The following is a 24,794-nucleotide window of genomic DNA, read 5'->3' on the forward strand; positions in this document are numbered from 1 at the left end:
TGTGATCCGGCTAGCCGAGCAGGGATTGCAATCCCCACAGAGCCAGCATGCCCAGTACAACGGTCAACAGGGTGCTGCGCGACCGCCAGGCAACCCAGGCCGCCAGCGTGGCGGCGGCGAGGCGTGGCAGTTCGGGTTCTATGGTAGGCGTGCCACCGACAAAAAACAACGGCGGCGCGATGATGGCCGCCATCACGGCCGTTGGCACAAAACGCAAGGAGCGTTTGAGCCAGCCCGGCAGTTCGAGACGGGCGAGCAGGGCGATGGGAACGAAGCGGATCAGGAAAGTGGCGACGCCGATGCCGACGATCATCGACCAGACGAAAAGCGCGTCGTCGCCGCTCACGGCCGGCTCGGCGGTTTTTCGGCGAGCAGACCGACGGCGACGCCGATCAGCGCGGCGGCGATCATGTTCAGCTTCAACGGCAGGACCAGAAGCACCGATGCGGCGCCGCCGGCGAGCGCTGCCAGCACCGTTGCGCGGTCGGTGAGCAGCGGCACGAGCATCGCGATGAAGGTCAGCGGCACAATGAAGTCGAGCGACCAGTTTGCCGGAACGAGGCTGCCGAGCAGGATCCCGACCATCGACGCGCTCTGCCAGCAAAGCCAGGTGGCGGTACCGAGTCCGAAATAGAAACAATGCAGGAACTTGCGCGGCGCGTCTCGTGCGCTGCGCACGATGGTCAGTGCGTAGGCCTGATCGGTCAGCAGATAGGCGATCAGCGCCTGCCGGCGGCGATCGAGGGCGCCGAAATGCTGCGCCAGCGAGGCGCCGTACATCAGGAAGCGCAGGTTGATGATGGTCGCCGTCGCCAGGATGACGAGCAGCGGCGCGCCGCTGGCGAAAAGCTGGGTCGCCGCAATCTGCGCCGAGCCGGCGAAAATCATCCAGCTCATCGCCAGTGCCTGTGCCGGCGTCATTCCCGCGCCGCTCGCGGCGGCACCGCAAACCATGCCGAACGGGATGATGCTCATGCTCATCGGAGCAAAGGCCCGCAGGCCGGCAATAAACTCGGCGCGCGCGCTCGGGACTTGCGGCATGGGGCGCTTTTGCGAATAGAATAGAGGGTGCAATTGTAGCCTTGAGACAGCTAACCTTGAGACAGCGCCGGGAGGAGGCAGATGGTTTATCACATTATCGTTTCGTTTGGGCGGGAGAGGCAGTACGAGTTCAAGTTCTCGCACACGGAACTTGCTGCAGGTTCTCCCGAAGAAGCGCGCCGCTGGTTTGACAAGGAGTTTGCCGATCTCGAATGCGAACCGAGCAATCCGATGGGCAAGGTGTTGATCATCGACAAGATTCTCAATGTCGCCCGCTACGGTGGTGAGCAGCGCTTCATCGACGGCAAGGACTGGGCGATGCGCTTCGCCCGCTACACCGCGCTGGCACTCGGACGCGACACGGTGCGTATCGACGTGGCGGCCTTCAATATCGGCTATTAGGCGGACAGCCGGGCGCAGTGCGGCGTGGGCTGACGGGTCCGCGCCGTTTCTTTTTTGGACAGAGCGCGGCGCCGGTCGACCGCCGGCCGCCAACTATCCCGATCGACAGGCGATGAACGAGGCATTGACCAGCGAACCGACAGGCGAGGACGATGCGGACGACGATCTCGATCCGGCCGTCCGGCTGCCGCCGGGGACACGCAACTACATCACGCCGGGTGGCCACGCGCGCATCAAGTCCGAGCTGGATCATCTGTTGCGCGTCGAACGGCCGCAGGTCGTCGGCGTCGTCCAGTGGGCGGCGTCGAACGGCGACCGCTCCGAAAACGCCGACTATCTCTATGGCAAGCGACGGCTGCGCGAAATCGATCGGCGCATCCGCTTTCTCACCAAACGACTCGATCTGGCGGAAATCGTCGATCCGGCGCGACGCGAGGGTACCGAGCAGGCTTTCTTCGGCGCGACGGTGACCATCGGCGACGAGCAGGGGCGAGAAAGCACCTACCAGATCGTCGGTGTAGACGAAACCGACCTGGCGCGCGGACGCATCAGCTGGGTGTCGCCGCTGGCGCGCGCGCTGCTCAAGTCGCGGGCCGGCGACAGCGTGCGTTTCCAGAGTCCGGCCGGCTGGCGGCAGGTCGAAGTGCTGGCCGTCGAATACCGCTGCCTCGACCCGTGAGCCTGGTCGTCCCGGCGCCTCGGGACGACGGCGGAGAGGGCTTGAAATGGCCGCGAAAGACCCCATCTGAGGCGCCATTGTCGGCAGCGCGCCGCGTTGGCGGATTTTGCGCTGCCGCCGCCGCTTCTCATCAACGCTTTGCATGGAGTTCTCAATGGGCGCCCAAAAGGAAACACTCGGTTTTCAGGCAGAAGTCAAGCAACTGCTCAACCTGATGATCCACTCGCTGTACAGCAACAAGGAAATCTTCCTCCGCGAACTGATCTCCAACGCCTCCGACGCCTGTGACCGGCTGCGCTTCGAGGCGCTGAACAACGCCGCGCTGTACGGCGACGACGGCGAACTGCAGATCCGGGTCGCTTTCGACAAGGAAGCGAGAACGCTGACCGTCAGCGACAACGGCATCGGCCTGTCGCGCGACGAAGCGATCGAGCACCTCGGAACGATCGCCAAGTCGGGAACCCGCGAGTTCTTCTCAGCGCTGACCGGCGATCAGGCCAAGGACGCGCACCTGATCGGCCAGTTCGGCGTCGGTTTCTATTCGTCGTACATCGTCGCGGACAAGGTGACTGTCGTCTCGCGGCGCGCCGGCCTCGAAAACAACCAGGCGATCCGCTGGGAGTCGGCGGGCGAGGGCGATTTCACGATCGAGATGATCGAGCGCCCGCAGCGCGGCACCGAGGTCACGCTGCACTTGCGCGAAGGTGAAGACGAATTCCTGTCGAGCTGGAAGCTGCGCCAGACGATCCGCAAGTACTCCGACCACATCACGCTGCCGATCGTGATGAAGAAGGAGGAATGGAACGAGGAGAAGAAGGAGCAGGTCGTCACCGACCAGGACGAGACCGTGAACCAGGCTTCGGCGCTGTGGACCCGTCCCAAGTCGGAAATCAGCGACGAACAGTACACCGAGTTCTACAAGCATATCGCGCACGACTTCACCGACCCGCTGGCGCACGTCCATGCCCGTGTCGAAGGCAAGCAGGAATACACGCAACTGCTCTACATCCCGTCGAAAGCGCCGTTCGACCTCTTCGACCGCACCTCGCGCCACGGTATCAAGCTCTATGTGCGCCGCGTCTTCATCATGGACGATGCCGAGCAACTGATGCCGCTCTACCTGCGCTTCGTGCGCGGTGTCGTCGATTCGAACGACCTGCCGCTCAATGTCTCGCGCGAGATCCTGCAGCAGTCGCGCGATATCGAGGCGATTCGCGGCGGTTGCGTCAAAAAGGTTCTCGGCATGCTCGAAGGACTGGCCGACAGCGACGACGCGGCCGACAAGGAGAAGTACGCGACTTTCTGGAAGGAATTCGGCCGTGTCCTCAAGGAAGGTGTCGGCGAAGACTTCGCCAACAAGGAGCGGATCGCCAAACTGCTGCGTTTCGCCTCGACGCACGCCGATACGGCCGAGGAAAACGTCGCCCTGGCCGACTACGTGGCACGCATGAAGGAGGGACAGGAAAAGATCTACTACGTTACCGCCGAGACCTTCACCGCCGCCAAGAACAGCCCGCACCTGGAAATCTTCCGCAAGAAGGGAATCGAGGTCCTGCTGCTCTCCGACCGCGTCGACGAATGGGTCTCCGGCCACCTCACCGAGTTCGACGGCAAGCCTCTGCAGTCGGTGGCCAAGGGCGGGCTCGATCTCGGCAAGCTGGAGGATGCGGCCGAGAAGGAAGAGGCGGAGAAAGCCGCCGACGAGTACAAGGATCTGCTCGACAAGGTGAAAAAGACGCTGGGCGACAAGGTCAAGGACGTTCGCGTGACGCATCGCCTGACCGACTCGCCGTCGTGCATCGTCGCCGACGAGTACGACATCGGCGGCAACCTGCAGCGCATCCTCAAGGCGGCCGGGCAGCAGGCGCCGGCGAGCAAGCCGATCCTCGAGATCAACCCGCGGCACCCGGCGGTGCAGCGCCTCAAGTACGAAGAGGCGCGCTTCGACGACTGGGCCAATCTGCTGCTCGAGCAGGCGACGCTGGCCGAAGGCGGATCGCTCGACGATCCGGCGGGTTTCGTCAAGCGCATCAACGACCTCATGCTGGCGCTCTCGCTGGGTAGCGGCCGCTGATGGACGACGGCGGGCGAGAGCGACTTCTCGGCCTGCCGCCGATTCTCGACGCCGGAATCACGACGCTGATTCTCGGAAGTTTTCCCTCGCCGGCCTCGCTCGCCGCCGGGCACTACTACGCGCACCGCCAGAACCAGTTCTGGCGGCTGCTCGGCGCCTTGCTCGGCGAACCGCTGCCGGAAATCGAATTTGCCGAAAAACGGCGACGCCTGTTGCATCACCGGATCGGCGTCTGGGACGTCTATCGCTGTTGTCATCGACGCGGCGCGCTCGACTCGGCGATCGAGTCGGCCGAACCGAACGATTTCTCGCGGCTGCCGGGCGAGGCGCCGCAACTCGTCAGCGTCTGCTTCAACGGTCAGACGGCCGGCAAGTTCGCCGCCGATTTCGCGTCGCTCGGCTACCGGACGCAGGTGCTGCCGTCGAGCAGCCCGGCCTACACCCTGGCCTTCGAGCGCAAGCTGGCGCTCTGGCGCGCCGCCGGGCTGTCGCGCGTCGACTGAGTGGCGCGCCTGATCGGCCGGCGCGGTGGCGACCGATTCAGGTTGCCCGAAGGCGTAGCGGCGATGTGCTTGGCCGATTGCTTCTACCCCTCGGTGGCCTTGTTCGAGTAACTAATCGCGGCGGGCTGGCGGTACCGGCTGCGCTTGAAGGACAAGCTGGCGGTCGATGTCGGCCGGGTGGGCATCGACGCTACCGGCGCCCAGGCGGCAGGCGGCGGCGAGCGGTACGAGCCGCATTCCCGGCTGTTCATGGCCCCGGCTATCTCTGAAGCGTTTGCAAAGCCCAACGCCGCCCGGTTCGCACGCGGCATTCGTCTGCGTCTTGAGATGTGCGGCCAGCGCGCTACCTCTACCCAGCTTCCTGGTCGGAAGCGAGACGTGACAGGTGGCGAGGACCGACCGCCGCCGACATTGAGCCGCGTCAGCGATGTCCGGTATAGTGCCCTATTCGTCGTCCTGAAAGCCCGCCGATGGCCGAAGCCGTGGTCAACCCTGTGCACGAACATCGCCTGACTCTGCCCGAGCTTCTCGGCTGGCTGGTGGACGACCAACTGGTGAGCGGCGAGGACGCCGAGATCCTGCTCAAGGAAAGCCGTCTCAAGCGCCTCAACGCGCACCCGCTGGTGGTCATCGCCGATCAGAAGTGGAAATCCCGGCAGGAGCCGCACCGGCCGTTGACCCTCGACGATCTCGGCGAATGGCTGGCCGCCCGTGTCGGCCTCGCCTACCTGCACATCGACCCGCTGAAAGTCGATTTCACCGCCGTCACCGACGTCATGTCGAGCGCCTACGCGACCCGCTTCGGCGTCCTGGCGATCCAGGTGACGGCGCGCGAAGTCGTCGTCGCGACGACGCAGCCCTTCCTGCGCGACTGGGAGAAGGAGATCCGGCCGATCGTCAAGAAGGAGATTCGCCGTGTCATGGCCAACCCGGTCGACGTGGCGCGCTATCTGGTCGAGTTCTATAACCTCGCGCGCTCGGTCAAGAAAGCGGCGCAACTCGGCGGTCCGAGCGGCAACCTCTCGTCGTTCGAACAACTGGTCGAACTCGGGCGCAGCAATCGCCAGTTCGACGCCAACGACCAGCACATCGTCAACATCGTCGACTGGCTCTGGCAGTACGCCTTCGAGCAGCGCGCCAGCGACATCCACATCGAACCGCGGCGCGAGCTGGGGATCGTGCGTTTCCGGATCGACGGTGTCCTGCATCAGGTCTACCAGATACCGATGAGTGTCATGGCGGCGATGGTCAGCCGGATCAAGATCCTCGGCCGCATGGACGTGGTCGAGAAGCGCCGGCCGCAGGATGGCCGGATCAAGACGCGGACGGCCGACGGTCAGGAAGCCGAACTGCGTCTGTCCACGCTGCCCACCGCCTTCGGCGAAAAGCTGGTGATGCGCATCTTCGACCCCGAAGTCCTGGTGCGCGGTTTCGCCGATCTCGGCTTCACCGACGACGATCAGGCGCGCTGGAAGACGATGGCCGAGCGACCGAACGGTATCATCCTGGTCACCGGGCCGACCGGCTCGGGGAAGACGACGACGCTCTACTCGACGCTACGTCAACTGGCGACGCCGGCGGTCAACGTGTGCACCATCGAGGACCCGATCGAGATGGTCGAACCGGCGTTCAACCAGATGCAGGTGCAGACCGTCATCGATCTCGGCTTCGCGCAGGGCGTGCGGGCGCTGATGCGGCAGGACCCGGACATCATCATGATCGGCGAAATCCGCGACCTGGAAACCGCCGAAGTGGCGATTCAGGCGGCGCTCACCGGCCACCTGGTGCTGTCCACGCTGCACACCAACGACGCGCCGGCGGCGGTGACGCGCCTGCTCGATCTCGGCGTGCCGCCCTACCTGCTCAGCGCGACGATGCTCGGCGTCATGGCGCAGCGCCTGGTGCGCATTCTCTGTCCGCACTGCAAGCAGGTGCACGACGCCAGCCCGCTCGAGGAAACGATGTGGGATCAACTGGTCGCGCCCTGGAAAGCCAATCGCCCGGCGCGTTTTCATCGCCCGGCCGGCTGTCTCGACTGCCGCATGACCGGCTACCTCGGACGTATCGGCTTGTACGAAATTCTGCTGCTCTCGCCGGACCTCAAGCTGGCGATCAGCGAGAACCGCGAGATCGCCAAGATCCGCGAGCTCGCTTTCCGCGAAGGAATGAAGCCGCTGCGCATTTCGGGCGCGATGAAGGTCGCCGCCGGCGTGACGACGCTGGCCGAAGTGTTCAAGGTCGCACCGCCGATCGAGCACAGTTGAGCGCCGCCGCGGCTTTGCCGTCCCGCACTCGGTCTGTGGAGAATGTCGGAAAATTTTACAACGACCCTTCTCTGGCCATGGCATGTAACTTTTAACTAACTGGTTTAATGTGAAAAAAAGTTTTCGGTATGGTTCATGCTTGCGCTTGTTTACGGTCGCCTCGGTGGCCAGCCAGGAGTTGTCGGCCGCTCTTTTTTCGCCTTTACGGGTTGGGCGGTCAAGCGAATCGTCTGAAATCTAGGGAGCTTGTCATGAGTCAGCAAGGAAATTTCGCCGCCCGTCTCGGCCTGTGCCTGGCGCTGCTGGCGCTGCCGGGGCTGTCGCCTTGTCACGCCTTCAGCGTCACTTTCGACCAGGTCGACTGGTCGGCCGAGGGCGGCGGCTACACGGCGCAAAACTCCGAGTGGGGACAGGCGAACATCCAGTTTTCGGCTGGCGACGCCAGTTCGTTTGTTCCGCTCGCCGGCGGCTTCGTCGGTTTCGTCAATATCGTGACGCGCCTTCCGGCAAGCACGGCGGCAGACAACTGGGCGGTGCAGAACCTGCCCGTTTACTTCAGCAGTGCGGCCGAGCTCGACGGGCGACTGCCGGAAAGCGTCTGGTTCGACCTCGGCATCACGCGCGGGACGGAGGACGTTCGCAGCTTGGACTATTCGGCCAGCCTGACCAGCTTCGTGCTGCCGACGCAGCCGGTCGGACCGATGCTTCGTTTCGACGGCGTCGCCGATCGCAGCGTCCTGCTCGGCGGCGTGTCCGATCCCGACGCCTACACGTCGGCTTCGGCGTCGACCGGCCAGGCGGCGCCGCCGGCGGCACGCAACTTCGAAGGGCTGAAGGCCGGCGAGAAGGTCGGCACGGTAGGCAGCATCCTGGTGGACGAGAAGAAGATCGCCTTCGTTCAGGAGGATCTCAACGGTTGCGCGCCGGCTTCCAAGGCGCGCTCGCTGAAGTACCTTGCCGAACTCGGCGCGATCACGCTGGCCGATAGTGCGGGGACAATCTATGGCGACCTGAAGACGGACATGAAGACCGAAGTCGGCGCCGGCAAGAAGGGAACGACGATCAATCCGTCCGACGACTTCAAGAAGGGAGCCGACGCTTACGCGCAGCGCAAGAAGATCGACGTCAAGACGAAGCGCGTGCGTGACGTCGAGGAGGTCAAGAAGCTGATGAAGGCCGGCGCTGATGTCGAGCTGGCGGTTTTCTGGGGCAAGCGGAAGGTCATCGATCCAGCCACCGGCAAGGAGGTCGAGGAGTCACTGGGCGGCCACGCGGCCTTCGTGTCGCAGATCATCGACATCGTCGACAAGGACGGCAAGGCGGTCGGCTACACGGTGCGCATTATCGACGATGACCAGACGAACAGTGGCGACACGGCGAACCGGACGCACACGCTGAAGTTCGACCAGAACGGCCAACTGATCTGGACCAACGACGTCGTGTTCGGCAGCAGCGCCCGAATGCTCTATTTCTACGTCGAGCAGGTTCCCGAGCCGGCGTCGCTGGCGCTCTTCCTGGCCGCTCTCGGGCTGCTGGCCGACAGGCGGCGGCGCCACGCCGGCGGCCAGCTCGTCCGACGCCGGGCGGGCTGAGACGGGCGTCTACACACGCCGGCGAGTGCCAGGCCGACTCGTCGGAGCCATGCCACGGCGGCTTGCTGGCGCTGCTCGCCCGGCGCGCCGGCCGACGCTTGTCGCGCCTCTTCTTTTCGTCGTCGGACTCCTGGCGCTGCTCCAGGTGGGCTGTTCGGTCGATGACGGACTTGCCGGCAGCGAAGAACACCTGCTCGGTGAGATTCCGGCCAGTCAGTGGCTGCCTGGGTCTTTCGTGGCGAGTGCCGATGGCGCCACGTTCGCCTACGTTCTGCAAACCGGCGAGCGCCACACCGTCGTCGTCAACGGCCGCAGCGTCGGTACGCACGAAGCGGTTTTCGCCGGTACGCCGCGGCTCAGCCCCGATGGCCGGCACGTCTTCTACGTCGCGCAGGACGGCGAGCGGCAGTTTGTCGTGCGTGACGGGCTCCGACAGCCGGACTTCGACGCTGTCGTCCAGGGCTCGCCGGTGTGGAGCGGCGACGGTCGGCGGCTGGCTTACGTCGTCCGCCAGAATGGGCAGCCCTGCGTCGTGGTCGACGATGCGCCGCCGCGTTGCCATCAGGAGGTGCTGCGCCACTCGCTGCGCTTCAGCCCGGACGGCGCGCGGCTGGCCTACCTGGCGGCGGACGGCAAGCGGCTGTTCGTCGTCGATGGCGAGCACGAGGGACGGCGCTACGAGGGGATCGTCGAAGGCAGCCTCGGCTTCGCTCCGGATGGCCGACAACTGGTCTATGGCGCCGAGGCGGATGGTGCGGCCTTCGTCGTCGTCGACGGTGTCGAGCGGAAGCGTTACCTGGGATTGATGGCCGGCGGGATGGCCTTCTCGGGCGACGGGAGGCATCTGGCCTACGGGGCGCTGACCGAGCGCGGCTGGGTGGTGGCCGAAAACGACCGGGAGTCGCCGCCTTACCCGAGCCTGCTGGCCGATACCTTGCGCTATCCGCCGCGTGCGGTGCGACCGGTCTATGGCGTCGCCGAGGCGGGCGAGCAGTGGTTGGTCAACGCTGACCGCGCGGAGCCGCGTTTCGCGGCGATACAGAAAGGCAGCCTGTCCTTCAGTCCCGACGGGCGCCACGCGGGTTACCTGGCGCAGGACGGCGAGCGCTCGGCGGTAGTGGTCGATGGCCAGGTGCGATCCCGTCACGCGTCGGTCGTCGGACCGCTGGTCTTTGCCGCCAACGGGCGATACGCCGTGATTGCCCGCACGGGGACGCAGGAGCGGGTGATCGTCGAGCGCTCCGAACAGCCGCTCTTCGATCACATTCTGCGCGACACCCTGTCGTTCAATGCCGACGGCTCGCGTTTCGCTTATGCGGCCCAGCGACAGGATTCGGTGGTGGTCGTCATCGACGGCCGCGAGGAGGGGCCCTACGACGCGCTGCTCGACCATACGCTGGGCTTCAGCGACGACGGCCGCTTTCTGGCTTACGCCGTGCGCCGAGGCGGCGAGTACTTTGCCGTCGTCAATGGTCGTGCCGGGCCCCCATTCGACGCCGTGATCACACGCGGCGGCGCCCGCCTGCGGATCGACAGCCAGGGCCGGGCGCATTTCCTGGCGACGCGCGGCAAGCGTCTGCTGCGGGTCACGCAAGCCGTACCCTGAACGCCGCTGGCGGCGCCCGCCCGCCGTCGGCGACGACGACGGGTGGGCGCCGGTCGGCTCAGGTCCCGGCTTGATCGAGCGCGATGCCGAGCGCCAGCGCCACTCCCGCACCGTACGCGGGGTCGGCTTTCAGGCAATGGGCGATGTGGCGGCGCTTGATCTCCTCGGGGGCGTCGCCCATGGCGCGCGCCGTGTTGCCGAACAGCGCCTGCCGCTGCTCGAGGTTCATCAGGCGGAACAGATCGCCGGCCTGCGAGAAGTAGTCCTCGTCGACGCGGTGGTTCCAGTGGTCGGCCGCCCCGTCGAGCGACAACGGCGGTTCGCGGAAGTCGGGCTGCTCCAGCCATTCGCCGCGGCTGTTGGGCTGGTAGCCGATGCGTCCGCCGTAATTGCCGTCCACCCGCATGGCGCCGTCGCGGTGGTAGCTGTGCACCGGGCAGCGCGGCGCGTTGACCGGGATCTGGTGATGATTGACGCCGAGTCGGTAGCGCTGCGCGTCACCGTAGGAAAAGAGGCGTGCCTGCAGCATCTTGTCCGGCGAGAAGCCGATGCCGGGAACGACGGCGGCCGGGTTGAACGCCGACTGCTCGACTTCGGCGAAGAAGTTTTGCGGGTTGCGGTTCAGTTCCATGACGCCGACTTCGATCAGCGGGTAGTCCTTGTGCGGCCAGACCTTGGTCAGGTCGAAGGGATTGTAGGGAACGCGCGCCGCGTCCTGCTCGGGCATGATCTGGACGAACAGCGTCCATTTCGGGAAGTCTCCCTGCTCGATGCTCTCGAAGAGGTCACGCTGATGGCTCTCGCGGTCCTTGCCGATCAGCGCTTCGGCTTCCGCGTCGCTGAGATTGCGGATTCCCTGCTGGCTGCGGAAGTGGAACTTGACCCAATGGCGCTCGTTGGCGGCGTTGATGAAGCTGAAGGTATGCGAGCCGAAGCCGTGCATGTGCCGATAGCTGGCCGGAATGCCGCGCTCGCTCATGACGATGGTGATCTGGTGCAGGGCTTCGGGGAGCGCAGTCCAGAAATCCCAGTTGTTGGTCGCGCTGCGCAGGTTGCTGCGCGGATCGCGCTTCACGGCGTGGTTGAGATCCGGGAACTTGAGCGGGTCGCGCAGGAAGAAAACCGGCGTGTTGTTGCCGACCAGGTCCCAGTTGCCTTCTTCGGTGTAGAACTTGACCGCGAAGCCGCGGATGTCGCGCTCGGCGTCGGCCGCCCCGCGCTCGCCGGCGACCGTGGTGAAGCGGGCGAACAATTCGGTCTGCTTGCCGACCGCCGAGAAGAGGCGGGCGCGCGTGTAGCGGCTGATGTCGCGGGTGACGGTGAACGTGCCGTAGGCACCCGATCCTTTGGCGTGCATGCGGCGCTCGGGGATCACTTCGCGGTCGAAATGGGCGAGTTTCTCGAGCAGCCAGATGTCCTGCATCAGCACCGGGCCGCGCGGGCCGGCGGTCAGCGTGTTCTGGTTGTCGACTACCGGCGCGCCGGCGGCGGTGGTGAGTTTCCTGTCGTTCATGAGTGTTTCTCCTCGAGTTCGGGTGAGTGATGGCCAGCCAGTGCGGCGAGATGGTCGCGGCAGATTTCCCAGGCGAAACGGTCTGCGCCGAGAATCCGCGCCAGTCGGACAATCATCTTTGTCTCCTTGGTGAATCGGTTCATCGGTTTGCCGGATGGTCTTGCAGGCGTCCGATGGGTGAATTCTAGGAGCGCTTGATCGATAGGTCCAATCGATTATGGATATTAACTCGATTGCTATTGGCTATTGCTCGCCGGGATGATCGCTGTCTCGGGGCGGCCCGAGCCGCGTCTGCGGATTCGGTGTGCGTGCTTCCGGCAGAGCGCCCGGGCGTCTGCCGGGGCCGTCCGCATGCTCCATCCGAGGCGGGCGGCGGTTGAGGGGGGCGCCGAACCGGCATCGATCAGCCGGCGGCGACCGGTTCAGGGTTCCTCGTCCTGACGATCGGATTCGATGGCGGCTTCGAGACTCTTCAGATCCCGCTTGTTCTGGCGCAGGAAGAAGACCAGGCCGCAGGCCAGGCCCAGCGCGATGAGCGCCATCAGCGCCACGACGCCCCAGTCGATACTGGCCAGCGATCCGCTTTCCATGGTCTTCTCCTGTGCATGACTATGGCCATTATGCCACCAGTGGCGTGGCGTGGCAGATGGGCAAAGCGCTACGCCACGCTTTCAGCGAGCCTGGCGAGCAGGCCCGAGTTGCGGCGTGTGCGCCTGGCGCAGGCGTCGATCAGGACGTCGCGGCGGCCGGCGATGCCGACTTCGTGCGCGGCCCGTGTGACGCCGGTGTAAAGCAGCTCGCGCGTCAACAGACGGTGACTCCGCTCGGGGAGCAGGAGGAGCACCGAGGCGAATTCCGAGCCCTGCGCCTTGTGTACCGTCATGGCAAAAGCGGTGTCGTGTTCCGGCACGCGGATCGGCGGCAGCGGCCGCAAGGCGCCTCCCGCTCCGGCGAACCAGACCATTGCTTCGCCGTCGTCGTCGGGCAGGCAGATGCCGATGTCGCCATTGAAGAGCTGCAGCAGGTAGTCGTTCCTGAGGACCATCACCGGTCGGCCGAAGTACCACGGGGAGCGGCCGGTCGACGGGAGTACGTCGCCCGAGGCCTGCTGCAGCGGCCGGGCGGCGAGCTCGTTGATCGCCTGCACGCCGCGTGCCGTGTCGTGCAGCGCACAGAGGACACGGAAACGATCGAAAGCGGCAAACACTTCGCGCCGCCACTTCTCGGCATCGTCGGACGGTTGCGCCAGGGCTTCGCGGTAGTGGGCGTAACCGTCGAGCACCGCCTGCCGCGTCGCCGGGGCCAGGTCGGAGCCGTCGTCGGCCAGCCAGCGCAGCGATCGGTCGGAACCGTCGGCCAGCCAGTCGCAGGCTTCGCTGCCGCGACCGGCATTGATCTCGGCGGCCAGGCGACCGATTCCGGAGTGGCTGGCGAAGCGGTGGCTCTCGGTGAACCAGACGACGCAGTCCCTGAGCGGGCTGGCGGCGATCGCGGCCGGCGGCCGGATGGCCTCGGCCGGCGTTGCCGTGAGCGACGCCAACTCGGCGATGCCGTCCGCCGTCAGCGTCGGGTCGGACGAGATTTCGGCAAAGACGGCTCCCGCCTCGACCGCCGACAACTGGTTCCGGTCGCCGAGCAGGATCAGCCGGGCGTCGTCGGGAACGGCTTCGCACAGCCGGCAGGCGAGCGCCAGGTCGAGCATCGACGCCTCGTCCACGACCAGCACGTCGAGCGGCAGCGGATTGCCGGCATGGTGACGGAAGCGGCCGGCTTCCGGCGTGACGCCGAGCAGCCGGTGCAGCGTGTAGGACTCGCGCGGCAGTCGCGCCTGCAGTTCGTCCGGCAGCTCGCCCGCCCGTCGGCGCAGCGCTTCCAGCAAGCGCGCCGCGGCCTTGCCGGTGGGCGCCGCGAGAGCCACCCGCAGGCCGGCGTCTTCGGCCAGAAGGCAGGCCAGCAGGGCGACGACGGTGGTCGTCTTGCCGCTTCCCGGGCCGCCGCTGACGATCGTCAGGCGGCCACGCCAGGCGAGGGCGGCGGCGAGTTTCTGCCAGTCGGCACGCGGGCCGAGGCGCTGCGCGTTGTCGGCGAACAGCGAGTTCAACTGTTGCCGCAAGGCGTCGCCCGGCACGCCGATGCGCCGACCGGCGCGCCGCCGCAGATTGGCCGCCAGGCGGCGTTCGTAGGCGAAGTAGCGGTACAGGTAGAGCCGCCCGTCACCGTCGAGGAGCAAGGGCAGGGGTTCTCCGTCGCCGCTCGCGGCGACCATCCGGCTGGCCAGCAGGCATTGCGCCAGCTCGGCCGGCGAGCGATCGGGAAAAAAGGCGGCCAGTTCGGCCAGCGGCAGGCAGACGTCGCCGCCCTGGGTGGCCAGGCTGAGCTGCCGGCCGGCTACCGCGAGTACGGCCAGCGCGGCCGGTGCGGCGCCGGCGTCTGCCGCCCACTGGCACAAGTGGGCGGCGAAGCCGTCGGCGAGGTCGTTCTCGGCCGGCTGGTCGACGAGAGTCGCGGCTCGGGAACTCATGCGGCGACTCCCGGGGACGGCGGTGCGAGCAGCGCGTCGAAGGCGTCGAGAGTCGCCTTCGACGGGCGATGCGAATAGACGCCGCAGGCCAGGCGCTGGCCGCCGGCGGTCGCCTCGTACCAGGCGGGGCGTACGCCGCGCACGAACAGGTAATACACGCCGCCGAAATGGCGTTCGTAGTCGTAGTCGGCGATGCGGCGCCGCAGGTAGCGCTGCAGCGCGACGCTGTAGATCAGATGCTGCAAGTGATAGCCGTGTTCGGCCATGGCGCTCGCCAGCCGTCGTTGACCGTAGTCGCCGGCGCTGAAACCGAGATGGTTCGATTTCCAGTCGAGGATGTGATAGCGGCCGGCGTGTTCGAAAACGAGATCGATGAAACCTTTCAGATAGCCGTCGAGCGCCGCGCAAGCGAGCCGCGGCAGCGGGTAGCCGTGGGCGGCCAACCAGCCGTTGAGCCGCGCTGCCGTGAGCCCGGCGGCGGGCAGGTGGAAAGCGAGTTCGACCAGGCGTTGCCGGGGCCTCAGCGTGGCCAGGACGACGTCGCCCGGTAGCCGAGTGTTCAGCACATCGTCGAGCAGTCGGTGCAGCATCGACGCCGCACGCCGGGCGGCGTCGGCGTCCGGCCGTGCCGGCGAAGGCGGGTGGCTGGCCAGCACCTGGTCGATGATTGCCGGCCAGTGCGCCGGATGGCTGAAGTCGACGCGCTCGAACAGCGCGTGCACGCAGTCGCCGGCCGCCGCTCCGCGCGGAAACAGGAGGATGTCGTCCGGCGCGAGGTCGGCTGCCGGGACGGTCTCGGCCGATGCTCGTCCGGCGAGCACGCGAGCGTCGTGATCGCTCGCCGCCGCCTCGCTGTCGGCGCCGTGCTGCAGGCTGCTGAAGCTGCCTATCCGCCAGCCGGCGGCGATCCTGGCGGGTGCCGGCAGCGCGGCGAGGCTGGCCGGCGAGCGGTCGGTGCCGGCCAGCGGCGGTGGGCTGTCGACTGGCAGGTCACGCAGCGAGAGGGCCGGCCCGGCGGCTTCGGCCAGCGCCCGCCAGGCTTGCTCGATTTCCTCCTCCGGGCGCTGGTGGGTCAGCCATTCGGCGTGCGACAGGCCCTTGCCGGCGACCAGCCAGTTGAGCAGGCTGCGCCTGCTCTGGGCGGTCGACGTTCGGCCGAAGGCCAGCGTCGAGTAGCACCCGGCAACCAGGTAGCAGCGCTGCGCCGCCCGCGTCAGGGCGACGTAGAGCAGGCGCATGAATTCGGCGTCCTTCTCGGCGCGCCGCCGTCGCGCGATGTCGTTCACGGTTGCGGTATCGGTATCGGGACGGAAGTCGATCACCGGCCGGCCGTCGTCGTCGTGATAGTCGCGCCCTTCGTCCTGGCCGAAATTCGACGGCTGGCCATCCCACAAAAAAGGACAGAAGACGACGGCATACTCGAGTCCCTTCGCCTTGTGGATGGTGACGACCTGCACCAGGTTGCGGTCCGACTCGAGACGCAACTGGGAATCCTCGTCGGCCACCGCTTCGCGCCGCCGGCCGGCGAGCCAGCGGAGAAGCGATTCCGGCGCCCGATGCTCGGCGTCGGCCTGCTGCAACAGTTCGCCGAGGTGGAGCAGGTTGGTCAGCCGCCGTTCGCCGTCGCGTCGCGCCAGCAGGCGGCGGGCGACCGCTTCGCCGTCGATCCAGGCGCGCAGCATGACGCCGAAGCCGCGCCGCAACCAGGTCTCGCGATAAGCGCCGAAGCGCGCCATGCTCTCCATGAGGCGTCGCTCGTCGGCCGCCAGCGCGGCGAGCGCGCTGGCGTCGAAGCCCATCAGCTCGGTGGACAGCGCGCCGTAGAGCAGCGCCGGGCGGCCCGCTTCGGCGATGGCCAACAGGATGCGTTCGAGTTCCTCGGCGTCGGGGGTCTGGAAAATACTGTTCTGCGACAGCTCGACGCTGCCGACGCCGACTCGCCGCAGCGCCTCGCGGATGCGCTGCCCCTGCGCGTGGCTTCTGACCAGAATGGCGATGTCGGCGGGCGCCAGAGCGCGTTCGCCGAGCGTCACCAGGCCGCCGGTCGCTGCGGCGAGCAGGCGTGCGACTTCGCCGGCGGTGGCCTGCGACGCCAAGCGAGTGGCCTCGGCGCGCGGCAGGTAGCCGCCGTCGGGAGTCGGCAGTCGCCAGACGCGCATGGCCGCCGACGTCGTTTCGCCTTGCTCGGCCAGCCGCGGGCGTGGCCGGTCGCCGGCGGTCACCGGCGTGTAGTTCAGACCGGCGAGGATGAAGGCCGCCGGGTTGGCGGCAAACAGTGCGTTGCAGGCGGCAATCAGCTCGGCCGTCGAGCGCTGGTTGTGGCGTAGCGTGTACGGCGTCCCGGCCGCGTGCCGGGCGGCGAGGTAAGTGTGCAGATCGGCATTGCGGAAGCTGTAGATCGCCTGCTTGGGATCGCCGACGAGAAAGAGCGGCGCCGCCGGACGCTCGCCAGTGGCGCCGTAGATGCGTTGGAAGATCGCGTACTGCAGCGGGTCCGTGTCCTGGAACTCGTCGATCAAGGCGACCGGATAGCGGCGGCGCAGCGAGTCGGCGAGCCAGGGGTAGTCGCCCGAAGTCAGCGCGGCGTCCAGACCGTGCAGCATGTCGTCGAAGGACTGCACGCGTTGCCGCCGCTTCTCTTCGCGCAAGGCGCCGCCGCATTCATCGAGCATGCGGCGCAAGAGGTGCAGGCGGGCGAGCCGCAGGGCATTCGTCAGCGTCGCGTGCCGGGCCAGCAGGTCGTCGGCGGCGGCGAAGAACGGGTGCCTGGGCGGCGTCTGGCGCGCTTTCGTGCGCTGGGCGATGAACCGGGCCGTGAACAGGCGCGCCTTGCTCGTCTCCGGGTCGGGAAGGGCCAGGGCGTCGCCGCGCCGAAAAGTGTCGGTCCACTCGCGGGCGCCGGCGTGCACGCTTTCGGCCCGGTACGAGTTGGCGTTGAGTGCCGCGAGACCGGCCAGCAACGCGTCGCTCGCTGCGGCGCCGGCGTCACCCCAGAGTCGGCGGGCCGTTGCGAAGGCGTCGACGAGTGGCGACGGGTCGATCGCCTCGTTCGCCTCCGGCGTGTCGTCGGGCCAGATGAGCCGCGCGCGGGGTCTGGCGATTCGCCGGCCGAGCAGCCGCGCCCAGGTTTCCGGCCGGTCGCGCTGGCGCAGGAGCGCGTCGGCCAGCGCCGGCGCGATCGCTCCGCTCGCCACGTGTCGCCGCCAGAAGTCGTTGACCGCCTCGAGGCGCAGTGCGCTGTCGTCCGGCAGCAGTTCGAGCTGGAACGGCAGGCCGGCGGCAAACGGTGTGTCGGACAGCGCGCGCTGGCAGAAGCCGTGAATCGTGTACACCGCGGCTTCGTCGAAGGTCTGCAAAGCGGCTTCGAGACGCAGGCGCAAGTCGCGGCGATCGACGCCGCTCCGCTCCTCGGCGGCAGCGACCAGCCGGTCGACGAATGGGTCGGCCGCCGGGCCGGCCTGGCTGGCGCCGCGCTGCAAGTAGCCGAGGACATCGACGATGCGGCGGCGGATACGCGTGCGCAACTCGGCGGTAGCCGCGTTGGTGAAGGTGACGACCAGAATGCCGGGTGCTTCGACGCCCTTTTCGAGCAGCAGGCGCAGGTAGAGGCCGCAGATGTTCCAGGTCTTGCCGGTGCCGGCCGACGCTTCGATCAGGCGCAGGCCGTCGAGCGGGCAGGCCAGCAGGTCGAGATCCATGGTTGCCGCGCCGTGGCCGGCGTTCATCGGGGCGATTCCTCGAGGTGGTCGAGCAGCGGGCCGAAAACGGCGCTCGCGCAACGCTCGAAGTCTTCGTCGAGCGGCGCGTCGACGCCACGTAGCGCGAGCCGGTAGGCCGGATCGGCGCTTTCGCCCCAGCTCGCGTCGCGCGCCCCCGACCACCGCTGGCGGGCGGCGCTCGCGCCCTTGGTGGCGTAGGCCCAGGAGCTCTTGGGGAAAAAATGCATTGGCGCCGAGAGACCGAGGCGGTAAAGGCGAAGCAGTTCGCCGAGTTGGGCACGGGCGCTGTCCGGGTCGCAGGGCCGCAGGCCGTAGTTGGCGTCGCGCGCGTACCAGACGGTCCGCCGGTCGGCTGCCGCCGGCGCCGCAGCGCAGAGGAAGAGGTGGGCGATCCAGCCGGCCAGGTAGTCGGCGGGCTGCAATTCGTCGTAGCGATAGCGCACGAGTCCGGCGCGCCGCAGATCGCCGAGCGATCCGGCAAGCCGCCACGGCTCGCCGTCGAGCAGGTAGTCGAAGCTGGCGTGCACCGCCGGCAGCGGCGTGGCGGCGAGCTGCGGCGCCAACTCGGCGGCAAAAGCGCGCAGGCGCGCGACTTCGTCGGCGACCAGCCGTTCGCCGAACGGTCCGCTCGGGAACTCGTTGCCGGCCAGCGCCAGGGCCAGCGCCCGCTCGTCGGAACAGCCGGCAAGCAGCACCGGCAGGAGGCGCCGGGCGAGCGCCTGCCGGCCGGAGTAGTCGGGGAGGAAGGGCTCGTCGTCGGGCAGTTCGTCGTCCGCCGCGGCCAGCGCGATGTTCAGCCGCCGAGTGAGCAGGTTGCGGCTGGGTTGCCGGAAGAAGTTGAGCAGTTCTTCGAGGCGGACTTGCCGCCATTCCGCCGGCGCTGCCGGCAGGGGATCGGTGAAGAAGGGAAGCCTGGCGCCGTCGCGTATCGCTTGGGCGCCGTCTTCAAGCGCCTCGCCGTCCTCGCCATCATCGTCTTCCGGGCAGGTGGCGGCCAGGCCGGCGCTTTCCTGCCGCAGCGCGGCGCAGTACTCGGCGTTGAAGCTGCGCCGGCGGCGATCGCCGCCGACCAGGAAATACTCGCTCGAGAAGGCCTGCAGCGGATGGTCGACGGTCAGGCGCCGCCGCGCCGCGTCGATACTCGTCGCGTTGGCCGGATCGTCGGCGCAGGCGATAGCGAGATAGTCGATCAGCTCGGCGAGCAGGACCGACGGTGCGACGACGCTGTTGTCGCGGCTGCTGCGCCCGCTATAGCTCAGGTAGAGGCGTTGCCGAGCGGCGAGGAGGATGTCCAGGAAGAGGTTGCGTTCGTCGAGCCGTCGCTGCCGGTCACCGGCTTGCGGCCGTCGCGCCATCAAATCGAACTCGGCCGGCCGGTCGGCGCCCGGAAAAGCGCCGTCGTTCATGCCGAGCAGGCAGACGACGCGGTAGGGCAGGGCGCGCAGACTGCTCAGGGAGGAAAAGGTCAGTCCGCCGCCCGGTACGCCGCCGCGTCCCGGGTCGTCGAGCCGCGCGCTCAAGGCGCTATGCACCACGGCCAGCGGGAGCGGTGAACGGGCGCCGCCGCGCCGCATGTCCGAGTGCAGTTCGTCGATCGTCGCCTGCATGGCGCGCAGATCGTCGATCAGCTCGCCATCGGCGCGCACGAAGCGGCTCAAGGCCTCGCTCAGCGAACGCTGCCAGGCGTTGGCGTCGCGCGCTTGCGACCAGTCCTCGCGCAGCGCTTCGAGAGCGCGCAGGAAACGCCACCAACGGCCGAGCGTCACCGCGTCGCCGCCTTCCGGATTGCCCGCCGCGATGCGCCCGGCGACGACGGTATTCCTGGCCGTCGGCTCGCCGCCGAGCGCGTAGGCGAGAAACAGCCGGTGCAGGCCATCGGCGAAGCTGTGCCGCTCGGTGACCGGCAGGTTCAGGCGGCGACGGCTGTCGGCGTCGAGCCCCCAGCGCATGCCAGCGTCGCCCATCCAGCCGTGGATGCGCTCCAGGTCGTCGGCTTGCAGCCCGAACCTGGCCGCGACCGGAGGCTGTAGGAGCAGGTCGAAAACGCGGCTCGCCGTGAAGCGGCTGCCGCACAGGGCGAGCAAAGCGTCCAGGGTGCGCGCGACCGGGTTGACGCGAGCGGGCGGCAAGCCGGTGATGGTGTAAGGGATTCGGCGTGAGGCGGGAACCGTTCCGAATACCGCCTCGATCAGCGGCGCCGCCGATTTCAGGTCGGGCAGCAGGACGACGATCTGCTCCGGCGCCGGCGGATCGCGGTCGGCGAACATCGCCAGCAACTGGTCATGCAGAACTTCGAGTTCGCGCGTCAGCGAATGACAGACATGTAGCTCGATGCTGCGGTCTTCGTCGGCGAGTTCGACGCTGCCGGGCGGCAGCTCTTCGAGGTCGAGGATCGCATTCTGCAGTCTGGCCAGCAGGTGCTCTCCGCCGGCCGGCAGGAAGACGCTGCCTTCCTCGACGAGCTCGGTGTCGTCGGCCAGGAGCATTTCGATAGCCGTCTGCGTTTGTTTTCCCCAGGCGGCGAGCAAGCCGTTGCCCACCTCATGATGCGCGTCCTGATGACGCGCGGCGAGATAGCTCAGGCGCTTGCGGTCGACGATGTCGAACCAGTACTCGCGGCAGGGGTTGAGGGCGTAGACGCGGATGTCCATCCAGCGCGACAACTGACGCAGGATGTCGAGGTAGAGCGGTGGCAGCGTGTGCAGGCAGAAGACGCTGGCGGCGGCGGGTAGCCCGGCTGGCATCGGCGAGCCACGGTCGCCTTGTTCGATTCTCTGGAAAAAGGCCGTTGCCGGGTGTTGCCGGTGCAGACCCAGTTCGCTGGTGATGCGCTGCCAGAGCGCCGCCTGCCAGAGCTCGTCGGCGGCGCTCTCGGCGTCGAGCCCCGGAATTCCCGCCGGCCGGCCGTCCGACCAGGCGGCCAGCCACCTTGAACGGTAGGTGCTGTAGTGCTCGATCAGGATCGCGCAGCGCTGTGCCAGTTCGAGGCGCATCACCGGGTCGGCGTCGCGCAGGTAGCGCGACAGGCGCGTGTGAGCGTCGGTGAAGCGACGCTCGCCAAGCACCTCGAAAACCCGCCAGATCAGCCGCTGCGGAGCGAAGGGGGACTCCTCATCGACTTCGACCAGTTGGCCGATTTGCCGCCACAGCCACTCGGCGAGGTAGGAGAAGTCGATGTTGGCGCAGATTCCGTGGCGGTCGGCGCAGGCCAGCTCGATGCGGCGGCGCAGCGCCGTACTCGGAACGATCACCTGCTGCGCGGCGAGCGGCGAGACGCTTTCTTCCGCCAGATGAGCGAGCAGTTGTTCGAGCAGGACTTCGAAGCGGTTGGACAGGGTCAGCCGAAGCATGGTGCCGGCACGCGGGTTGGCGAAAACAAGCGATTATCGCATCGGCCGGCGCCGATTCCGCCATGCCGGGCGACGGCGAAAAGAAGTGGGCCGACGCCGCTGCGCCCACTTCGTCCAATGTGTCGAAAAATTTTACAGTCGGCGCAGGGAAAGGTCGGCCGGAGACGGCAAATTGTTGATCGATATGGTCAAGTTTTTTCAGGCGCAAATCGTGCTTGTTTTTTGGCTGGGCGACTTTGCGCCAATCCAGCCGTATCCGATTCGAACGGAGAAAACCATGACCAGGAAATCCATGTGCGCTTCCATGGCTGCTGCGGGAGCCGTCGCAATGACGGTTCTCGGTGCTGTCGGGCCGGCGTCGGCCGCGCCGATCACCCTGTATGCCACACTTACCGGAGCGGCGGAATCCCCGCCCAACGCGTCGCCGGGGAGCGGCGAGGCGGTGGTGACTTTCGACGACGAAGCCGATACGCTACGGGTGCGGGTGAGCTTCCGCGGCCTGCTGGCTCCCGTGACGGCGTCGCACATTCACTGCTGCACGGCGGTGGCGGGCGAGGGTACGGCAGGGGTGGCGACGCAGACACCGACTTTCACGGGCTTTCCGAGCGGTGTATTGGCGGGCGAGTATGATCGCACCTTCGATCTCGGTTCGCTGCTCTCGTATCGGCCGGGTTTCGTGACGGCGAACGGCGGCTCCGCCGCCAGTGCCGAAGCGGCGCTGGGCCTCGGATTGGTGAGCGGTGGAGCGTATTTGAACATCCATACCTCGCTCTTCCCGGGCGGCGAGATCCGGGGTTTCCTGGTTCCCGAGCCCGCCTCCTTCGCGCTGTTCGGCGCCGGGCTCGCCGGGCTCGCCGCGTTGCGCAGGCGCCGCGCCGCTTGAGCTAGCCGCGGCACGGAGGTCTTGTGCCGGCCAGCCGCCTGGACGGCGGGCGTCGCGCGGCGCCCGTCGGCTAGCCGTAGCGACCCTCGATGTAGTCCGCGGTTTCCCGATGTGCCGGCGTGACGAACATTTCGTCGGTGCGCGCGTGTTCGACGACTTTGCCCATCAGCATGAAGACGCATTCCTCGCTGGCCCGCCTCGCCTGGGCCATGTTGTGCGTGACGATGAGGATCGTGTACTGGCCGCGCAGTTCCCAGAGCAGTTCCTCGACCGCTTCCGTACCCTTGGGGTCGAGCGCCGAACACGGTTCATCCATCAGAAGCATTTTCGGTTTGACCGGCAGCAGGCGGGCGATGCAGAGCTTTTGCTGTTCTTCCAGAGAGAGTTCGGTCGCCTTGCGCGTCAGCCGATCCTTCACCTGATCCCACAGCAGCACCTGGCGCAGCGACTGTTCGACGATCTCGTCGGGAGTGCCCTGGTGTACGTCGCCGCCGCCCTTGGCATGCAAGCGGTGGCTGAAGAGGATGTTGTCGCGGATCGAAATGGGCAGCGGGTTTGGGCGCTGAAAGACCATGCCGACCTGTTTGCGTACCTGCACCAGTTCGACCTGCGGATCGTAGATGTTCTCGCCCATGACGTGGATGCTGCCCTCGATGCGGACGTAGCCGAGGCGTTCGTTGATCCGGTTGACGCTGCGCAGGAAGGTGCTCTTGCCGCATCCCGAAGGCCCGATCATCGAAGTGATCAGGCCTTGCCGGATGCGTAGATCGACGTCGTAGAGCGCCTGAAACGTTCCGTACCACAGGTTCAGTCGCTGGCTGTCGATTGCGTACTCGGGTGTCGCTTGGAGAAGCGCCGCCGTCTGGTGGGTATTCATCGTGGTTCGTGTCCTTGATAGACCATTCTGTGAAACGGCCGGCGGCCGGCCGCGCGGGCGCTTGTCTAACCGAATCGTCCCTCGACGTAGTCGCGTGTGCGCGGGTCTTTCACCTCGCCGGTGAACAGGTCTTCGGTGATGCCGACTTCGACGCATTCGCCGTTGAGAAAGAAGGCCGTTCGATCGGCCAGACGGCGCGCTTGCTGCACCAGGTTGGTGACCAGAAGAATGGTCACTTCCTGGCGCAGTTCCTTGAGAACGTCCTCGATGCGCATCGTGGTGACCGGATCGACGGCGATCGAGAACTCGTCGAGCATCAGGAGATCCGGCTCTTGCGAAAGCGCTCTGGCGATCGTCAGGCGTTGTTGCTGACCGCCGGACAGCAGGCTGCCGAGGGCGTTCAGGCGATCCTTGACCTCGTCCCAGAGGGCCGCGCGCGTCAGGCAGCGCTGCACGATGACGTCCAGGTCGGCCTTGTTGTTGATCCCACGCAGGCGAGGCGAGAGGGCCACGTTGTCGTATACCGTCATCGGCAGACCGACCGGCAGCGGAAAGACGACACCAATGCGGCTGCGCAGGGCATAGACGTTGCTCAGCCGACTCGTATCGCGACCGTTGAAACGGATCTCCCCGTCCACCTTCATCCCCGGCGTGAAGACATTCATCCGGTTGATGGCCTTGAGCAGCGAGGTCTTGCCGGCGTTGGCCGGGCCGATGATGCCGAAGATCTCATGCTCGCGAACGGCCAGGCTGACTCCTCGCAGCGCCGTCGTGTTGCCATAGCGGATGCTCAGGTTCTTGATCTCGAGCTTGCTCGGAAAATTGTCGATGGGTGCCACGGTGTCGCTGGCCACCGCCGCTGCGCCGGGATTCACCATTTCTTTCTCCCTCTCAGCCACATGCGGAAAGCGATCGAGAGACTGTTCATGGTCAGCACCAGGCCAATCAGCACCAACGCGACGCCGAAGGGGACTTCGTCGGCGATTCCCGGCACCTGCGTCGCCGCGACGAACAAGTGTAGCGACAGCGCCATCGTCTGATCGAAAACGCTTTGCGGCAAGAACGGCGTAAAGAAGACGGCGCCGGTGAACATGATCGGAGCCGTTTCGCCGGCCGTTCGCGAAACCTCGAGAATGACCCCGGTGAGGATGCCGGTGATCGAGTTCGGCAGGACCACGCGGCGGATCGTCTGCCAGCGCGTCGCGCCCATGTTCCAGCAAGCCTCGCGGAAGGCCAGCGGCACCGCCTGCAGCGACTCGCGCGTGGCGACGATGACCACCGGCATGGTCATCACCGCCAGCGTCAGGCTGGCGGCAAGAATGCTGGTACCGAACTTGAAGAAGAGGACGAAGGCGCCGAGCCCGAACAGCGCATGGACGATCGACGGAACGCCGGCGAGATTGATGATGGCCAGATTGATCGTCCGCGTAAACCAGTTGTCACCGGCGTACTCGCTGAGGTAGATGGCGGCGAAGATGCCGATCGGCACCGACAGGAGCAGCGCGACGGTCACCAGCCAGATGGTCCCGAGCAGCGCCGGAAAGACGCCGCCGGTGCGCATGCCGTCTGTCGGCGCCGTCAGCAGGAACTCCCAGGACATCGCGGCGCCGCCCTTCACCACCAGGGTGCCGAGGATGAGCAGCACCGGCGTGATCAGAAGCAGGGTCATCAGCCCGAAGAGCAGGCGGTAGCGTCGTTGCACACGAGCGTTGTGCTGGTTCAGGTTGCTGGCCTGAAACATCGTTGGATTGGCGGTGGCCATGGCTTACC

At 66.9% G+C, this 24,794-nt stretch carries 19 protein-coding genes; 9 read left to right on the forward strand and 10 right to left on the reverse strand.

From position 1 onward, the window contains the following. Positions 1 to 10 precede the first annotated feature (10 nt). Positions 11 to 346 carry an AzlD domain-containing protein gene (locus Q1M07_RS17380; protein WP_300455987.1) on the reverse strand — a complete coding sequence of 112 codons (336 nt, stop codon included), beginning with the start codon at positions 344 to 346 and terminating at the stop codon, positions 11 to 13. Beyond that, positions 343 to 1,041 carry an AzlC family ABC transporter permease gene (locus Q1M07_RS17385; RefSeq protein ID WP_300455990.1) on the reverse strand — a complete coding sequence of 233 codons (699 nt, stop codon included), beginning with the start codon at positions 1,039 to 1,041 and terminating at the stop codon, positions 343 to 345. Before Q1M07_RS17385 ends, Q1M07_RS17380 begins: the two co-directional genes overlap by 4 nt. 81 nt (positions 1,042 to 1,122) lie before the next feature. Between Q1M07_RS17385 and Q1M07_RS17390 the strand changes: the two genes are divergently transcribed. The 8 genes from Q1M07_RS17390 (at position 1,123) to Q1M07_RS17425 (ending at position 10,161) form a co-directional block, all read left to right on the forward strand. Continuing rightward, positions 1,123 to 1,443 carry a hypothetical protein gene (locus tag Q1M07_RS17390; RefSeq protein WP_300455993.1) on the forward strand — a complete coding sequence of 107 codons (321 nt, stop codon included), beginning with the start codon at positions 1,123 to 1,125 and terminating at the stop codon, positions 1,441 to 1,443. Between the two features lie 112 nt (positions 1,444 to 1,555). Next, a complete protein-coding gene (gene greB, locus Q1M07_RS17395; RefSeq protein ID WP_300455996.1) occupies positions 1,556 to 2,122 on the forward strand; it encodes a transcription elongation factor GreB in 567 nt (188 codons plus the stop codon). Positions 2,123 to 2,276: 154 nt separating this feature from the next. Beyond that, positions 2,277 to 4,196 carry a molecular chaperone HtpG gene (gene htpG / locus Q1M07_RS17400; RefSeq protein ID WP_300455999.1) on the forward strand — a complete coding sequence of 640 codons (1,920 nt, stop codon included), beginning with the start codon at positions 2,277 to 2,279 and terminating at the stop codon, positions 4,194 to 4,196. Then, entirely contained in the window at positions 4,196 to 4,699 is a 504-nt protein-coding gene (locus Q1M07_RS17405) for a DNA-deoxyinosine glycosylase (protein ID WP_300456001.1), read from the forward strand. The genes htpG and Q1M07_RS17405 overlap by 1 nt, the downstream gene beginning before the upstream one ends. A gap of 144 nt (positions 4,700 to 4,843) precedes the next feature. After that, positions 4,844 to 5,212: a hypothetical protein gene (locus Q1M07_RS17410; RefSeq protein WP_300456003.1), complete on the forward strand. Its 369-nt coding sequence runs from the start codon at positions 4,844 to 4,846 to the stop codon at positions 5,210 to 5,212. Continuing rightward, positions 5,170 to 6,963, forward strand: a complete 1,794-nt coding sequence (locus Q1M07_RS17415; RefSeq protein WP_300456006.1) for a GspE/PulE family protein — start codon at positions 5,170 to 5,172, stop codon at positions 6,961 to 6,963. Before Q1M07_RS17410 ends, Q1M07_RS17415 begins: the two co-directional genes overlap by 43 nt. A 251-nt stretch (positions 6,964 to 7,214) precedes the next feature. After that, positions 7,215 to 8,555: a PEP-CTERM sorting domain-containing protein gene (locus Q1M07_RS17420; protein WP_300456008.1), complete on the forward strand. Its 1,341-nt coding sequence runs from the start codon at positions 7,215 to 7,217 to the stop codon at positions 8,553 to 8,555. A 49-nt stretch (positions 8,556 to 8,604) separates the two neighbouring features. Then, positions 8,605 to 10,161: a hypothetical protein gene (locus Q1M07_RS17425; RefSeq protein WP_300456011.1), complete on the forward strand. Its 1,557-nt coding sequence runs from the start codon at positions 8,605 to 8,607 to the stop codon at positions 10,159 to 10,161. A 58-nt stretch (positions 10,162 to 10,219) separates the two neighbouring features. Here Q1M07_RS17425 and Q1M07_RS17430 read toward each other — a convergent pair whose 3' ends face one another. From Q1M07_RS17430 to recC, 5 genes are all read right to left on the reverse strand, one after another. Further along, positions 10,220 to 11,674: a catalase gene (locus Q1M07_RS17430; protein ID WP_300456014.1), complete on the reverse strand. Its 1,455-nt coding sequence runs from the start codon at positions 11,672 to 11,674 to the stop codon at positions 10,220 to 10,222. Between the two features lie 422 nt (positions 11,675 to 12,096). Continuing rightward, positions 12,097 to 12,264 (reverse strand): hypothetical protein, encoded by a 168-nt coding sequence (locus Q1M07_RS17435; RefSeq protein WP_300456017.1) that lies wholly within the window; start codon positions 12,262 to 12,264, stop codon positions 12,097 to 12,099. Between the two features lie 68 nt (positions 12,265 to 12,332). Continuing rightward, complete coding sequence (gene recD, locus Q1M07_RS17440; RefSeq protein WP_300456020.1) at positions 12,333 to 14,195, reverse strand: exodeoxyribonuclease V subunit alpha; 1,863 nt, start codon at positions 14,193 to 14,195, stop codon at positions 12,333 to 12,335. Beyond that, positions 14,192 to 17,920 (reverse strand): exodeoxyribonuclease V subunit beta, encoded by a 3,729-nt coding sequence (gene recB / locus Q1M07_RS17445; protein ID WP_300456022.1) that lies wholly within the window; start codon positions 17,918 to 17,920, stop codon positions 14,192 to 14,194. The genes recD and recB overlap by 4 nt, the downstream gene beginning before the upstream one ends. Further along, on the reverse strand, positions 17,917 to 21,264 hold the full coding sequence (recC, locus tag Q1M07_RS17450; RefSeq protein ID WP_300456025.1) for an exodeoxyribonuclease V subunit gamma: 3,348 nt from the start codon (positions 21,262 to 21,264) through the stop codon (positions 17,917 to 17,919). Before recC ends, recB begins: the two co-directional genes overlap by 4 nt. 277 nt (positions 21,265 to 21,541) lie before the next feature. Between recC and Q1M07_RS17455 the strand changes: the two genes are divergently transcribed. Continuing rightward, on the forward strand, positions 21,542 to 22,147 hold the full coding sequence (locus tag Q1M07_RS17455; protein WP_300456028.1) for a CHRD domain-containing protein: 606 nt from the start codon (positions 21,542 to 21,544) through the stop codon (positions 22,145 to 22,147). 70 nt (positions 22,148 to 22,217) lie between these two features. Here Q1M07_RS17455 and Q1M07_RS17460 read toward each other — a convergent pair whose 3' ends face one another. The 3 genes from Q1M07_RS17460 to pstA all read right to left on the reverse strand — a co-directional run bounded on the left by Q1M07_RS17460 (position 22,218) and on the right by pstA (position 24,786). Continuing rightward, complete coding sequence (locus Q1M07_RS17460) at positions 22,218 to 23,024, reverse strand: phosphate ABC transporter ATP-binding protein (protein ID WP_300456030.1); 807 nt, start codon at positions 23,022 to 23,024, stop codon at positions 22,218 to 22,220. A gap of 65 nt (positions 23,025 to 23,089) precedes the next feature. Continuing rightward, entirely contained in the window at positions 23,090 to 23,902 is an 813-nt protein-coding gene (locus tag Q1M07_RS17465; RefSeq protein ID WP_300456034.1) for a phosphate ABC transporter ATP-binding protein, read from the reverse strand. Beyond that, positions 23,896 to 24,786: a phosphate ABC transporter permease PstA gene (pstA, locus tag Q1M07_RS17470; protein WP_300456036.1), complete on the reverse strand. Its 891-nt coding sequence runs from the start codon at positions 24,784 to 24,786 to the stop codon at positions 23,896 to 23,898. The genes Q1M07_RS17465 and pstA overlap by 7 nt, the downstream gene beginning before the upstream one ends. Positions 24,787 to 24,794 lie beyond the last annotated feature (8 nt).

This window comes from Accumulibacter sp., assembly GCF_029255285.1.
In the GTDB taxonomy this organism is placed as follows: domain Bacteria; phylum Pseudomonadota; class Gammaproteobacteria; order Burkholderiales; family Rhodocyclaceae; genus Accumulibacter.